This window comes from Streptomyces sp. NRRL S-378 (assembly GCF_000720645.1).
In the GTDB taxonomy this organism is placed as follows: Bacteria; Actinomycetota; Actinomycetes; order Streptomycetales; family Streptomycetaceae; genus Streptomyces.
The window spans coordinates 84,208-98,420 of sequence record NZ_JOBX01000030.1 but is presented as its reverse complement, the minus strand read 5'-3'; the positions used below and the strand labels follow the sequence as shown (position 1 = coordinate 98,420).

Sequence of the window (14,213 nt, the reverse complement as noted above, 5' to 3'; positions counted from 1 at the left end):
CCGCAGGATCTCGCCGAGGAGGATCCCGCCCAGCACGGCGCCGCCCTGGCCGCCGCCCCGGCCCGCGTACGGGTCCTGGTACCCCCGTACGTCCTGCTCCGCCAGCTGCTGCGCCTGCCGCGCGAGCGCGTCCGCCTGCTGGGCCTCCGCCAGCGCCTCCGCCGGGTCGCCCGCCGCCAGAGCCCCCGCCCGCTCCAGACGCCGGGCCGCCTCCGCCAGCCGCGTACGCGCCTGGCTGCCCACCGCGCCCCGGGTCGTGGTGATGTAGTCCGTCGCCGCACCGATCGCACTGCGCGCCGCCAGCACGGCCTGGTCCAGCAGGGCCGCGGCCCGCTGCCGGCCCGACTCCCGCTCCCGGGCCCCGGCCAGCGCCTGGTCCAGGGCGGCGTCGGCCTCCTCCACCCGGCGCAGGGCGTCGATCGGGTCGTAGCGGCCGGCCGTCTCCTCCCGCCGTACGTCGGCCAGTACCGCCTCCGCCCGGCCGACGCGCCCGCGCAGGTCCGCCGTGGAGGTGCCCTCCGCCGTACCGCTCAGCAGCCCGCGGGCGTCCGCGAGGTCGGTCTCCGTCTCGGTCAGCGCGCCCGGCAGCTTCCCCGCCGCCTCCGCCAGCTCCTGCGCCCGCCGCTCCACCGCGTCCATCAGGGTGGCCGCCTGGTCCACCGCGCCCTCGGCGGACCGTACGTGCACGGCCGCCGTACCGTTCTCACCGGCGTCGACGGCCGCATGGGCCAGACCCAGGTTGGTCGCCGCGAACAGCAGCCGGTCCTCGGCCTGTTCGGGGTTGGAGGCGACCGGCGCTGAAGCGGAATCCGCGTACCGCCGGGTCAGTGCGGTCAGGGTCGCCCCGGCGGTGGTGGTGCGCCCGGTCAGCTCCAGGTAGCGCTCCTCCACGGCCGCCAGCGCCTGCGGGGCGTTCTTCTCCAGGTCCCGCAGCCGGTCGAAGTCCGCCGCCTGGGCATCCAGCCGCCGGCTCGCCTCCGTGCAGCGGGCGACGATCTCGTCGAGCATCCGCCGCCGGGTCGCACCGTCCTCCGGCCAGGCGTCGTCGAGCTGCTGGCGCAGCCGGAAGGCGTGCGTCAGCTCGCCCTTGGCGTACTCCACCGCCGCGGTGAAGGGGGCCGCCGCCTCCTCGCCGAACTGCGCGGTGGCGAAACCGAGTTCCTCGGTGCTGGTGCGGACCGCGTCGTCCGTCTCCACCAGCAGGGACTTCGCCCGGTCGTCCAGCTCCGGCAGCGGCAGGCGGTCCGGCGCCCCCTCGGGCCAGCCCGGCCCGGTCGTCGTGCCCCGGCCGCCGGCCGCGTCGTCCCTGCGCCTGCGCCGGGTGTACGCGTACACGCCGAGCGCCCCGGCCGCGCCGACCGCGACCACCGGGAGCACATAGTCCCCGGCGCCGCTCCCGCCGCTCCCGCCGCCGGGGTCGGCCGGGCCGGGCGTGATGGTCGGCGCCGGCACGGGCTGCCCTCCGAGGACCGCGTCGTAGCCGTTCGCCGCGCCGATCGCCGCGCCCGCCCAGTCGTTCTGCCGCAGGGGCGGCTCGATCGCGGTCCGCGCCACCTCCGCCAGCTGTCGCTCGGTGAAACCGGAACCGACATCGGCCGAATAGGCGTACTGACGGGCCGCCGTGGCCACGGCCAGCAGGACGTCGTCCTGCCCGAGGCCGTTGCGCTGCGCGGTGGCGTCCGCCCAGCTCTGGGCGGAGCGCCCGGAGAAGTCCTGCACGTACACCACGAAGAGCTGGATCTTCCGATCGGCGTACAGCGCGTCGAGGGCGGCGGTGACGGCGGACTTCCGGTCGCCCAGCGCACCGACGAGATCGGTGATCTGCCCCTGCTGCGCCAGGGCGACGGGATCCTCGGCCCGCGCCGCCGGGGCCCCGGCCACGACCGTCCCGCCGAACGCCAGCAGCGCCGCGGCGAGCGCGAGCCCGGCCCGTACGGCCACCACGGCGGCGGTGCGCCTCTGCGTCCTGCTCCTCGTGCTCCTCGGCGGCATCACATTTGGGAGGGTATGAGCGCTTCCCCGTGCCCGCACCCGGAGCACGGCGCGGAGCGCGGCCCCGGGTCGCTGCGCGGACCGTCCACCGGCCCGACCGGGAGCCGGGGGCCTCCGCGGGAGGACCCCGGCCGTCGCTCCTCAGCCCTTCCGGCGCCCGATCCTGCTGCCGAGCCACACCAGCGGGTCGTACTTGTGGTCGACCGCCCGCTCCTTCAGCGGGATCAGCGCGTTGTCGGTGATCCTGATGCCCTCGGGGCAGACCTCCGTACAGCACTTGGTGATGTTGCAGTAGCCGAGCCCGTGCTCCTCCTGCGCGGCCCGCTTGCGGTCCAGACCCGCCTCCGAGGCCGCGTCCAGGGGGTGCATGTCCAGCTCCGCCACCCGCATCAGGAAGCGCGGACCGGCGAAGGCCGCCTTGTTCTCCTCGTGGTCACGCACCACGTGACAGGTGTCCTGGCACAGGAAGCACTCGATGCACTTGCGGAACTCCTGTGAGCGTTCCACGTCGATCTGCTGCATCCGGTACGCGCCCGGGGCCACCCCCTCCGGCGGCACGAAGGCCGGCACCTCCCGTGCCTTCCGGTAGTTGAAGGACACGTCCGTGACCAGGTCCCGGACGACGGGGAAGGCGCGCAGCGGCGTGATCGTGATCGTCTCGGTCCGCTCGAAGGTGGACATGCGCGTCATGCACATCAGCCGCGGCCGGCCGTTGACCTCCGCGCTGCACGAGCCGCACTTGCCCGCCTTGCAGTTCCAGCGCACCGCCAGGTCCGGGGCCTGGGTGGCCTGGAGCCGGTGGACGATGTCCAGGACCACCTCGCCGTCGTGCACCTCGACGGTGAAGTCCCCGAGCGCCCCGCCTGCCGCGTCGCCCCGCCAGATCCGGAAGCTCGCGTCGTACGTGCTCATTCGTACAGCTCCTCTTCGGCGAGGTACTTGACCAGCTCTTCCTTGTCGAACAGTGCGAGCAGATCGGGGCGGATGGGGTCGGTGCGGGTCCGGACCAGCTCGATCCGGTCGGCCGCCGGGTCCGCCGGTACGGGGTCCACGGGCCGGCACAGCAGGTTCACCGGGCGCCAGGCCCGCTCCATCGCCGGGCAGTCCTCGCGGGTGTGTCCGCCCCGGCTCTCGGTGCGCTCCAGGGCCGCGCGGGCCACGCACTCGCTGACCAGCAGCATGTTGCGCAGGTCCAGGGCGAGGTGCCAGCCCGGGTTGAACTGCCGGTGGCCCTCGACGCCGGCCCGGGAGGCCCGTACGCGCAGGGTTGCGAGCCGTTCCAGGGCCTCGGCCATCTCTCCCTCCCGGCGGATGATGCCGACGAGGTCGTTCATGGTCGTCTGGAGCTCCTGGTGCAGGGTGTACGGGTTCTCCGCGTCGTCGGAGGCGTGGAACGGGGCCAGAGCCTCCGTGGCCGCCGCGTCGATCCCGGCCTGCGAGACGGCCGGGCGCCCCGAGGGTGCGGCCGCGTACTCGGCGGCGTGCAGCCCGGCCCGCCGGCCGAAGACCAGCAGGTCGGACAGGGAGTTCCCGCCGAGCCGGTTCGAGCCGTGCATCCCGCCGGCGACCTCGCCCGCCGCGAACAGTCCGGGCACCCCGACGGTGGCCGCGGTCTCGGAGTCGACCGCGATCCCGCCCATCACGTAGTGGCAGGTCGGGCCGACCTCCATCGGTTCCGCGGTGATGTCCACGTCCGCCAGCTCCTTGAACTGGTGGTACATGGACGGGAGCCGCCGCCTGATCCGCTCGGCGGGCATCCGGGTGGACACGTCGAGGAAGACCCCGCCGTGCGGGGAGCCCCGGCCGGCCTTCACCTCGGAGTTGATGGCCCGCGCCACCTCGTCGCGGGGCAGCAGCTCGGGCGGGCGCCGGTTGTGGTCGGGGTCCTCGTACCAGCGGTCTCCCTCCTCCTCCGATTCCGCGTACTTCTCCTTGAAGACGTCGGGGACGTAGTCGAACATGAACCGCTTGCCCTCGGAGTTGCGCAGCACCCCGCCGTCGCCGCGGACGGACTCGGTGACGAGGATCCCCTTCACCGAGGGCGGCCAGACCATGCCGGTCGGGTGGAACTGCACGAACTCCATGTTGAGCAGGGGCGCACCCGCGAGGAGGGCCAGCGCGTGGCCGTCGCCGGTGTACTCCCAGGAGTTGGAAGTGGTCTTGAAGGACTTGCCGATGCCGCCCGTGGCCAGGACCACGGCCGGGGCCTCCAGCACGAAGAAGCGGCCGGACTCGCGTTCGTAGCAGAAGGCCCCCGAGACCTTCGGTCCGTCCTTGAGGACCCGGGTGACCGTGCACTCCTGGAAGACCTTGAGCCGGGCCTCGTAGTCGCCGTGCTCCTTGAAGTCCTCCTGCTGCAACGCGACGATCTTCTGCTGCAGGGTGCGGATCAGTTCCAGGCCGGTGCGGTCGCCGACGTGCGCGAGGCGGGGGTACTCGTGTCCGCCGAAGTTGCGCTGGGAGATCTTCCCGTCGGGGGTGCGGTCGAAGAGCGCGCCCCAGGTCTCCAGCTCCCAGACCCGGTCCGGGGCCTCCTTGGCGTGGAGCTCCGCCATCCGCCACTGATTGAGGAACTTCCCTCCGCGCATGGTGTCGCGGAAGTGCACCTGCCAGTTGTCGCCCTCGTTGACGTTGCCCATGGAGGCGGCGATCCCGCCCTCCGCCATCACGGTATGGGCCTTGCCGAACAGGGACTTGCAGATCACGGCCGTACGGGCGCCCCGCTCTCGGGCCTCGATCGCGGCCCGCAGCCCCGCTCCGCCGGCGCCGACGACGACCACGTCCCACTGCTGCCGTTCCACTTGGGCCATCTCAGAAGATCCTCGGGTCGGTGAAGGCGCCGCTGGCCAGCAGGTACACGTAGAAGTCGCACAGGGCCACGCTGATCAGCGAGGCCCAGGCCAGTTGCATGTGGCGGGAGTTGAGGCGGCTGATCCAGCCCCAGAGGCGGTAGCGCACCGGGTGCTTCGAGAAGTGCTTGAGGCGGCCGCCCATGATGTGGCGGCAGGAGTGGCAGGACAGCGTGTAGGCCCAGATCAGAACGATGTTGACCAGGAACAGCAGGGTTCCGAGGCCCATGTGGCCCCACGCGTAGTGCTCGTCGCGGAAGGTCAGCACGGTGTCGTAGGTGAGGATGCCCGCGACGGGGACGGCCGCGTAGAAGAAGTACCGGTGGGCGTTCTGGAGGATGAGCGGGAAGCGGGTCTCGCCGGTGTACTTCGCGTGCGGTTCGGCGACGGCGCAGGCGGGCGGCGAGGCCCAGAAGCCCCGGTAGTAGGCCTTGCGGTAGTAGTAGCAGGTCAGCCGGAAGCCGAGCGGGAAGACCAGGATCAGCAGGGCCGGGGACAGGCCCCACCAGCTGCCGAAGAGGTCCCAGTTGGGGCCGCCGCGCATCTCCACGCAGTTCTCCGCGAGGCACGGGGAGTAGAAGGGGGAGACGTAGGGGGCCGCGTAGTAGTCGGCGTTGGCGAAGGCGCGCCAGGTCGAGTAGACGATGAAGGCGAGCAGCCCGGCCGCGGTGCCGGCGGGGGCCAGCCACCACCGGTCGGTCCGCAGGTGCCGGGCCGGGATCGCGGCCCGTGAGGCGTCGTGGACGCCGCCGGGCCGCTGCTGGGGTCGTTCCGTGCCTGTGGCCAAAGAGGACTCCGGTAGGAGTGGTGAGGGGCGCTCCCGCCCGGCCCGGGTGCGGGGCCGGGCGGGAGTGCGGGACGGACGGGGGTGCGGGACGGACGGCGTACGGGACGCGTACGGGACGCGTACGGGACGCGCGGGCGCGGTGTCAGGGCGCGCGGCGGTCGCGGGCGCCGAGGCCCTCGTCGTCGGAGTCCGTCCACAGGGCGCTGTCATAGGGGGTGTCCGGGACCGGAACCATCCGGGACTGGTCCGGCGCCGCCGACGCGGGCTGCCGGCGCGCGGCCGCGGCCTGCTGCTCCAGCCGCTCGACCTTCCGCGTCAGCTCGTCCAGGGTGCGTCGTACAGCGGTCAGATCGTCGTTCAGGGACATGATTTGCCCTCATTTCCGCCAGGGTGCGGTGGCAACGCTCATGTGCGCCTGCGAGTGTCGCGCTTCGCGTCCCCGGTTGTGAAGGGACATGCAGCGATTGCAGGCGCGCAGGCGTGAACTGTGCGCCCCTCCCCGCCCCCATTGTCGTCCCTCTCCCGGGGGAGCGCCCTCGTGCCACGCAAGCGGGATTGGTCCGCACGGGTGGGGTTCGCGGCGTGGCGAGAGGCGGCTGCGGAGGGTGCGGAGCGGCGTCGATTTCAGTGGATTCCGGCAACCGGTGTGATCAGCCCATATACCGCCGAACGTGATCATGCTTCCCCCACGCCCCGCCCCGGAGGTACCACCCATGTCCCAGAGAAGGCGCAGGTCCTTGGCGCTCCTGACCTCGGGAGTCCTCGCACTGCCGCTGCTCACGGGCTGCGGCGCGGGTGATGACGAGGGCGGCCCGGCCGCCGCAGGGCAGGACATCGCGACGACCAAACGAGACAAGGTCGCGGACGGGGGTGTGCTGCGGTGGGCGGTGGACGCCCTCCCGGAGACCCTCAACGCCTTCCAGGCCGATGCGGACGCCACCACCAACAGGATCGCGGGGGCCGTGCTGCCGCACCTGTTCGTGCTGGACGCCAAGGGACGGCCGGTGGCCAATCCCGACTACCTGGAGAAGGCCGAGGTCATCGAGCGGGAGCCCAAGCAGGTCGTCCTGTACAAGCTGAACCAGCAGGCCGTGTGGAGCGACGGGCGCGAGATCGGCGCCCCCGACTTCGTGGCCCAGTGGCGGGCCCTGAACGGCAAGGACTCGGCGTACTGGACGGCGCGCAACGCCGGCTACGAGCGCATCGAGAAGATCGAGAAGGGCAAGACCGACCTGGAGGTCAGGGTCACCTTCGCCAAGCCGTACGCGGACTGGCGCTCGCTGTTCTCGCCGCTCTACCCCAAGCAGGTCACCGGCACCCCCGACGCCTTCAACGAGGGTGCCCGCGGAGCCCTGAAGGTCACCGCCGGTCCCTTCGGCCTCGGGGCGATCGACAAGAAGACCGGCACGGCCGCCCTGACCCGCAATCCGCGCTGGTGGGGGCAGCCGGCCAAGCTGGACACGCTGGTCCTGACGGCGGTTGCGCGGGCCGAGCGCCCCGCTGCGCTGGCCGCCGGGAAGCTCGACATGGCGGAGATCGACCGGTCCGGGGCGGACCGCATCGCACTGGCCCGCCGGGACGCCTCCGGCAAGGGCGCCTCAGGCAGGGGCGGCCCCGGCCAGGGGGGCGCGGGCGGTGCGGTCGGTACGGGCGCGGGCGGGGCCCCGGCGCACGGCCCGGGCGCCGCGCTGACCCCGGCGCAGGCCACGCTGTCCTGGGCGACCGCCTACGGCACGGACGAGGAGAAGGCGGCGCAGGAGAAGGAGAGCCGCGCCAAGCACACCGAGTCGGTGAAGCGGTACGCGGACGAGCAGAAGGCCCTGCGGGGGTTCACGGTCCGCAAGTCCCTGGAGCCGGCCTACACGCAGCTGGCGATGAACGGGGCGTCGGGCCCCCTGGCGGACGAGCGGGTGCGCCGGGCGGTGGCCCGCGCTCTGGACCGCCAGGCACTGGCCGACCTCGTGCTCAAGCCGCTCGGCCTGCCGGCGAAGCCGGTCGGCAGCCACGTGGCCCTGGCCGGGCAGCAGGCGTACGCCGACAACAGCAGCGCCCTCGGCGGCCAGGACGCCAAGGCGGCCCAGGCCCTCCTCGCCGACGCCGGCTGGCGCCGGGGCGGCAGGCTCAGCGAGCCGGCCGGCGCCAAGGCCGGACCGGAGAGCGCGCCGCAGGACGACGGCAAGACCCCCGCGGGCCCGGGCACCGGGAACGACGGCCTCTACATCGTGGGCCAGGACGACGGGGCCAACGGCGACCACCCGGGCACGTCCGACGGCAAGGCCGCGGGCGCCGACACCGCCGCCTCCTCCGCGGGCGACGAGCGGGACCGGGTCTCCCCGGTGCTCGCCCCCGCCCCGTTCGGGGCCCGGCAGCAGGCCTCCCTGCTGGCCCAGGCGGCCCGGGTCCGTCCCGTCGACGACGCCAAGCGCAGCGCGGCCCAGGACGGCGACGGGGCCGATCCCGCCAAGGGCTCCCCGGCGCCGGCCCCGGCCAAGCCGGTCACCCGTACCTCGGGGAACATGCTCGCCAAGGACGGCAAGGTGCTCACCCTGCGGTTCGTCCTGCCGGCCGGACCCGGCTCGGAGTCCCTGCGCGCCGTCGGCGAGCGGATCTCCCGGATGCTCCGCAAGCTCGGCGTGAACACCGAGACGACCAAGGTGGCCGACGACAGCTTCTTCAAGGACCACATCGCCTCGGGCCAGTACGACCTGGCGCTGTACTCGTGGCCGGCGACGGCCTTCCCCGCCACCGACGCCCGGCCGATCTTCGCCAAGCCGGAGCCGGCGGCGGACGGCTCGCTCCTCGTGGAGCAGAACTACACGCGGGTCGGGACGGACCACATCGACCAGCTGTTCGACCAGGCGGTCGGGGAGCTGGACGAGGCGCAGTCCCGTGAGCTGGTGCGCAAGGCCGACGCCCGGATCTGGGCCGCGGCCGGATCCATCCCGCTCTTCCAGCGCCCGGAGCTGGTGGCCGTCAAGCCCGGCCTGGTCAATGCCGGTGCCTTCGGTCTCGGGGCACCCCGCTACCAGGACATCGGCTGGAAGAAGCCGCCGACCGCCAAGGGCAAGAAGAAGTAGCCCTGGCGAAGATGTGGTGACAAAGCGGTGCCTGTCAGGTTGACCCGCGGGTCACAAGCTCAGATGTGACTCAAGTCCCTTGCCCGCCGGAGGTCCGGCGGGCAAGGTCGTGGGTACCCGTTGACCCGCATGATTTCCCGCAGGAACGGCGGCCCGGGCACCCCACCACGCGCTCGGCCGCGATCATTCCTCCGGCCTCTTGACAGACCCCCCGGCAGGCGGTTCCCGGCATTCGACGTACCATGGGGTAAGGCCGTGGCAGGTTTTCGCCCGGTCGAGGCGCGCGTGCCAGGCCGTACGTGACGCCATCCACGATCCCGGGAGAAGCGCCGAAGTGCCCACGCGCCACGACATCCGTAACGTCGCCATCGTCGCCCACGTCGACCATGGCAAGACGACCATCGTCGACGCCATGCTCAAGCAGGCCGGTGCCTTCGCCGCCCACCAGCAGCTCGACGACCGCATGATGGACTCGAACGACCTGGAGCGTGAGAAGGGCATCACGATCCTCGCCAAGAACACGGCGGTGAAGTATCACCCCAAGGACGGCGGGGCCCCGATCACGATCAACATCATCGACACCCCCGGCCACGCCGACTTCGGTGGTGAGGTCGAGCGCGGTCTGTCGATGGTCGACGCCGTCGTTCTGCTGGTGGACGCCTCCGAGGGTCCGCTGCCCCAGACCCGCTTCGTCCTGCGCAAGGCCCTCCAGGCCCGGATGCCCGTCATCCTCTGCATCAACAAGACGGACCGCCCGGACTCCCGGATCGACGAGGTCGTCAACGAGACCTACGACCTCTTCCTGGACCTGGACGCCGACGAGGACCAGATCGAGTTCCCGATCGTCTACGCCTGCGGCCGTGACGGCATCGCCTCGCTGACCAAGCCGGAGGACGGCACCGTCCCCGCCGACAGCGAGAACCTGGAGCCGTTCTTCTCCACCATCCTGGAGCACGTCCCGGCCCCGACGTACGACGAGGAGGCCCCCCTCCAGGCGCACGTCACCAACCTCGACGCCGACAACTTCCTCGGCCGCATCGCGCTGCTGCGCGTCGAGCAGGGCGAGCTGCGCAAGGGCCAGACGGTCGCGTGGATCAAGCGTGACGGCACCATCTCCAACGTCCGCATCACCGAGCTGATGATGACCGAGGCGCTCACCCGCAAGCCGGCCGAGGTCGCCGGCCCCGGTGACATCTGCGCCGTCGCCGGCATCCCCGACATCATGATCGGTGAGACGCTGGCCGACCCGGAGAACCCGATCGCCCTGCCGCTGATCACGGTGGACGAGCCGGCCATCTCCATGGTCATCGGCACCAACACCTCCCCGCTGGTCGGCCGCGGCGGCACGGGCAAGGGCGCGGACGCCAAGTCCGCGGTCAAGGACCGCAAGGTCACCGCCCGTCAGGTCAAGGACCGCCTCGACCGCGAGCTGATCGGTAACGTCTCGCTGCGCGTGCTCGACACCGAGCGCCCGGACGCCTGGGAGGTCCAGGGCCGTGGTGAGCTCGCGCTGGCGATCCTCGTCGAGCAGATGCGCCGCGAGGGCTTCGAGCTGACCATCGGCAAGCCGCAGGTCGTCACCCGTGAGATCGACGGCAAGGTGCACGAGCCGGTCGAGCGCATGACGATCGACGTGCCCGAGGAGCACATGGGCGCCGTCACGCAGCTCATGGGTGTCCGCAAGGGCCGCATGGACAACATGTCGAACCACGGCTCCGGCTGGGTCCGCATGGAGTTCGTCGTTCCGTCCCGCGGCCTCATCGGCTTCCGTACGGAGTTCCTGACGCAGACCCGCGGCACCGGCATCGGCCACTCCATCCACGAGGGCCACGAGCCGTGGTTCGGCCAGCTGGTCACCCGTAACAACGGCTCCCTGGTCGCCGACCGCGCCGGTGCGGTCACCGCGTTCGCGATGACCAACCTGCAGGAGCGCGGCGTCCTGTTCACCGACCCCGGCACCGAGGTGTACGAGGGCATGATCGTCGGCGAGAACTCGCGCGCCGACGACATGGACGTGAACATCACCAAGGAGAAGAAGCTCACGAACATGCGGTCCTCGTCGGCCGACTCGTTCGAGGCGATCGTCCCGCCGCGCAAGCTCTCCCTGGAGCAGTCCCTGGAGTTCTGCCGCGACGACGAGTGCGTCGAGGTGACCCCGGAGGCCGTCCGCATCCGCAAGGTCGTCCTGGACCAGAAGGAGCGCTCGCGCACCGCGTCGCGCGCCAAGTCCGCCAAGTAGTAACCGCGTTCGGCCGCCGGCCCCGGGTTCGCCCGGTCGGCGGCCGCGGCGGCCCCGGCCGGCCGCACGCGTGCGGTAGAACAGCAGCCCCTTTCCGTCACGGACTCCGTGCGGGGAGGGGCTGTTCGCATCTGTCAAGCGGATTTTTGCGTTCACGTGTCCGCATACCGACCGTGACACTCCGGATGATGAGCTAACCGTCCGTTTCGCACGTGTCTGTCTCCTATCCGTTTGTCCGGATTTCGGGTTTCTGCCGCGGATCGATGTTGTGAAAACGAGACCACTTAAGTGTGGTTTACGGACTAGCAGTCCCTGAGGATGGCTCCATTGAGCTCGGGTCAATGGGTCACGCGATGTGGGGATCGCGCCGACTCACGAGCACACTACGGGCAGGAAACCACTCGCCGTCAGGGGTGTCGGCGAGGTTTTCATGCCCCTCAAGTCGATCAGTGGACTCATGAGGAGGAAACCCATGCGCGGTGCCAAGAGCGCCAAGTGGGTCGTGGGCGCGGTTGTCGTCGCCCTGGCCGCTACCGCCTGTGGCGGCGGAGACGGTGACAGCAAGGACAAGGGCAGCGCTGCCGGCGGCGGCACGTTCCGCCTGGGCAGCACGGAGCCGGACACCATCGACCCGGGGCGCGCCCACGAGTCCACGGGCATCCTGCTCTCCAACGCCCTGTTCACCGGCCTGTACTCGAACACGCCGGACGGCCTGGCCGAGCCCGCGCTGGCCGAGTCGGCGAGCTCGGACGAGGGCTGCACGTCCTGGACCTTCAAGGTCAAGCCGGACACCAAGTTCTCCAACGGCGAGGTCGTCGACGCCGAGGCGTTCGCCCGCGGTTGGGCGCGTGCCGCGCACAAGGCCGCCGCGTCCGACGTGGCGTACCACCTTGCCGGCATCAAGGGCTACGAGCAGCTGCAGGACGGCTCTGCCAAGACCTTCTCCGGTGTCACCACCCCGGACCCGCACACCATCAAGGTCGACCTCTCCAAGGCCGACTGCGAGTTCGTGCTGAAGACGGCGCACACCGCCTACAGCCCGGTCCCGAAGGCCGCCAAGGTCGGCGAAGAGGACAAGGCGTTCGGCGAGGCCCCCATCGGCAACGGCCCGTTCAAGATGGACGGCAGCTGGGAGCACAACAAGGCCATCAACCTCGTCCGCAACGACGACTACGGCCTGACGAAGGCGAAGCTGGACAAGGTCCAGGTCACCCTCCTCAACGACAAGACCGCGCACCAGCTCGAGTACGACGGCTTCCAGGCCGGCACCTTCGACTACGCGCACATCCCGACGCCGATGCTGAAGACGGCCGAGGCGAAGTTCAAGCCGCAGAACAAGTGGTTCGCCAAGGACACCAACGGCATGAACTACGTTCTGCCGATCGGTGACAACGGCCCGACCAACAGCAAGGACGCCCGTCTGGCGATCTCCTACGCGATCGACCGCCAGGCCATCGCCAAGGGTGTCTTCCAGGGCTTCCAGACCCCGTCGACGACCATCGTGCCGCCGGCGTTCCCGAAGGCCTACCAGAAGGACCTGTGCACCTCCTGCGTCAAGCAGGACGTCGCCAAGGCCAAGGAGCACGCCGAGAAGGCGGGCCTGAAGCCGGGTACCGAGATCAAGTTCTCCTTCAACACCGGTGCGGGTCACGAAGAGTGGGTCCAGGCCGTCGCGCGTCAGCTCGAGGACGTCCTCGGCCTGAAGGTCAAGCTGGACGGCAAGGACTTCCCGGGTCTGCTCAAGGAGCAGCAGGGTGCCACCGCCAGCGGCGTCTACCGCTTCGCGTGGGGTGCGGACTACCCGACCCCGGAGAACTTCCTCTTCCCGCTGCTGCACTCGACGTCGATGAACAAGGACGCCGAGGGCAACGTGGTCGGTGACAACCGCGCCCGTTACAACAACCCCGAGTTCGACAAGCTCGTCGACACGGCCCGCGCCACCAAGGACGAGGCCGCGCGCATCGCCATGTACAAGCAGGCCGAGAAGATGGCCATGGATGACATGGCCCTCATCCCGACCTTCAACCGTTCCCAGTTCCGCCTGATGGCGACCGACAAGTTCAACGGTCTGGACGACATCAACTTCAACGAGGACCCGATCCTCGAGAAGATCTCGCTCAAGAAGTAATCGGTTCGGACGGTATATCCGTCAGGAGCGAACGTGCCGCGGCCCCCGGGTGACCGGTGGGCCGCGGCCCCGCTCGGCAGGCCGTTTTTACTTCGGCACCCCTCACATCCGCGGGCAATCCCCGCCGGCCGAGAGCCGGTCCGTTTCCATGGGCCGGAGGCCGCTGCTCCCAGAAGCGGCCAGGTAGAGAGGCACAAACATGGGAAGGTACGTCGCCCGTCGCCTCGGGCAGATGGTCATAGTCCTCATCGGCGCGACCATGGTTCTGTTCGCTTGTCTTTTCGTTCTCCCCGGTGACCCCGTGGGCTCGATCGCAGGCAGCGACAAGGCTCGTGACCCAGCGGTGGTCGCGGAGCTCAAGGCGCGTTACGGGCTCGACAAGTCGCTGCCCGAGCAGTATGTGAACTACGTGTCGAAGGTCGCGACCGGAGACCTCGGCGAGGACTTCATCCAGCGCCGCGAGGTGTCCGAGATCCTCGGCCCCAAGCTGGCGAACACCGCGAAGCTGGCCCTGCTGGCCATTGCTCTCGTCACGGTGTTCGGTATGGGTGTCGGCATCATCGCCGCCCTGTACAGATACAGCATCTTGGACATGGCCACGACATTCTTTACGACCATGGCGGTGGGATTCCCCACGTTCGTGATCGGCATGCTGCTCATGAAGTGGTTCGCGGTCGAACTGCAATGGTTCCCGCAGCTCGGTGGAGACAAGCTCGAAGGCATGGTCCTCCCGGCGGTCACCCTCGCCATCACCGACATCGCGTTCGTCGCCCGCCTCACCCGCGGCACGATGCTCGAGGTGCTGCGCGCCGACTACGTGAAGACCGCCGTGGCCAAGGGACTTCCGCGCCGTCGCGTGCTCTTCAAGCACGTGCTCCGCAACTCGTCCATCCCGGTCGTCACCTACCTGGGCATTTCGTTCGGCGCACTTCTCGGTGGCGCGCTCATCACCGAGGCGATCTTCAACTGGGACGGTGTCGGTCTGGCACTGGTTCAGGCGATCCAGCAGCAGAACAACCCGATCGTGATCGGCGTGGTGACCTACAGCGTCGCCATCTTCGTCGTCCTCAGCCTCATCGTGGACCTGCTGTACGCGGCCCTCGACCCGCGTATCCGCCTCAGCTGACCGCCCCCAAGGAGG

The 14,213-nt window shown here is 70.5% G+C and carries 9 protein-coding genes; 4 read left to right on the top strand and 5 right to left on the bottom strand.

Annotation, left to right across the window (positions count from 1 at the left end; genetic code table 11):
- The 5 genes from IH80_RS0121580 to IH80_RS0121560 form a co-directional block, all read right to left on the bottom strand.
- Nucleotides 1–1,992: TPM domain-containing protein (locus IH80_RS0121580; RefSeq protein ID WP_078906681.1), on the bottom strand; the 1,992-nt coding region annotated here is incomplete at its 3' end.
- Between the two features lie 141 nt (nt 1,993–2,133).
- A complete protein-coding gene (locus IH80_RS0121575) occupies nt 2,134–2,904 on the bottom strand; it encodes a succinate dehydrogenase/fumarate reductase iron-sulfur subunit (RefSeq protein WP_030962591.1) in 771 nt (256 codons plus the stop codon).
- Entirely contained in the window at nt 2,901–4,802 is a 1,902-nt protein-coding gene (locus IH80_RS0121570) for a fumarate reductase/succinate dehydrogenase flavoprotein subunit (RefSeq protein ID WP_030962590.1), read from the bottom strand. The genes IH80_RS0121575 and IH80_RS0121570 overlap by 4 nt, the downstream gene beginning before the upstream one ends.
- A 1-nt stretch (nt 4,803) precedes the next feature.
- On the bottom strand, nt 4,804–5,628 hold the full coding sequence (locus IH80_RS0121565) for a hypothetical protein (RefSeq protein ID WP_030962589.1): 825 nt from the start codon (nt 5,626–5,628) through the stop codon (nt 4,804–4,806).
- Between the two features lie 142 nt (nt 5,629–5,770).
- Complete coding sequence (locus IH80_RS0121560; protein WP_030962587.1) at nt 5,771–5,995, bottom strand: hypothetical protein; 225 nt, start codon at nt 5,993–5,995, stop codon at nt 5,771–5,773.
- A gap of 346 nt (nt 5,996–6,341) precedes the next feature.
- Between IH80_RS0121560 and IH80_RS0121555 the strand changes: the two genes are divergently transcribed.
- The 4 genes from IH80_RS0121555 to IH80_RS0121540 all read left to right on the top strand — a co-directional run bounded on the left by IH80_RS0121555 (nt 6,342) and on the right by IH80_RS0121540 (nt 14,198).
- Nucleotides 6,342–8,705: an ABC transporter family substrate-binding protein gene (locus tag IH80_RS0121555; protein WP_030962586.1), complete on the top strand. Its 2,364-nt coding sequence runs from the start codon at nt 6,342–6,344 to the stop codon at nt 8,703–8,705.
- Between the two features lie 334 nt (nt 8,706–9,039).
- Nucleotides 9,040–10,944, top strand: a complete 1,905-nt coding sequence (gene typA, locus IH80_RS0121550; protein WP_030962584.1) for a translational GTPase TypA — start codon at nt 9,040–9,042, stop codon at nt 10,942–10,944.
- Between the two features lie 472 nt (nt 10,945–11,416).
- Nucleotides 11,417–13,072 carry a peptide ABC transporter substrate-binding protein gene (locus IH80_RS0121545; protein ID WP_234432333.1) on the top strand — a complete coding sequence of 552 codons (1,656 nt, stop codon included), beginning with the start codon at nt 11,417–11,419 and terminating at the stop codon, nt 13,070–13,072.
- A gap of 199 nt (nt 13,073–13,271) precedes the next feature.
- Nucleotides 13,272–14,198 (top strand): ABC transporter permease, encoded by a 927-nt coding sequence (locus IH80_RS0121540; protein ID WP_030853331.1) that lies wholly within the window; start codon nt 13,272–13,274, stop codon nt 14,196–14,198.
- Nucleotides 14,199–14,213: the final 15 nt, after the last annotated feature.

Bases quoted from the DNA above. Each gene is read 5' to 3' on its own strand.
- IH80_RS0121560 (WP_030962587.1), bottom strand. From the start codon at position 5,995: ATGTCCCTGAACGACGATCTGACCGCTGTACGACGCACCCTGGACGAG.
- IH80_RS0121570 (WP_030962590.1), bottom strand. From the start codon at position 4,802: ATGGCCCAAGTGGAACGGCAGCAGTGGGACGTGGTCGTCGTCGGCGCC.
- IH80_RS0121545 (WP_234432333.1), top strand. From the start codon at position 11,417: ATGCGCGGTGCCAAGAGCGCCAAGTGGGTCGTGGGCGCGGTTGTCGTC.
- IH80_RS0121575 (WP_030962591.1), bottom strand. From the start codon at position 2,904: ATGAGCACGTACGACGCGAGCTTCCGGATCTGGCGGGGCGACGCGGCA.
- IH80_RS0121555 (WP_030962586.1), top strand. From the start codon at position 6,342: ATGTCCCAGAGAAGGCGCAGGTCCTTGGCGCTCCTGACCTCGGGAGTC.
- IH80_RS0121540 (WP_030853331.1), top strand. From the start codon at position 13,272: ATGGGAAGGTACGTCGCCCGTCGCCTCGGGCAGATGGTCATAGTCCTC.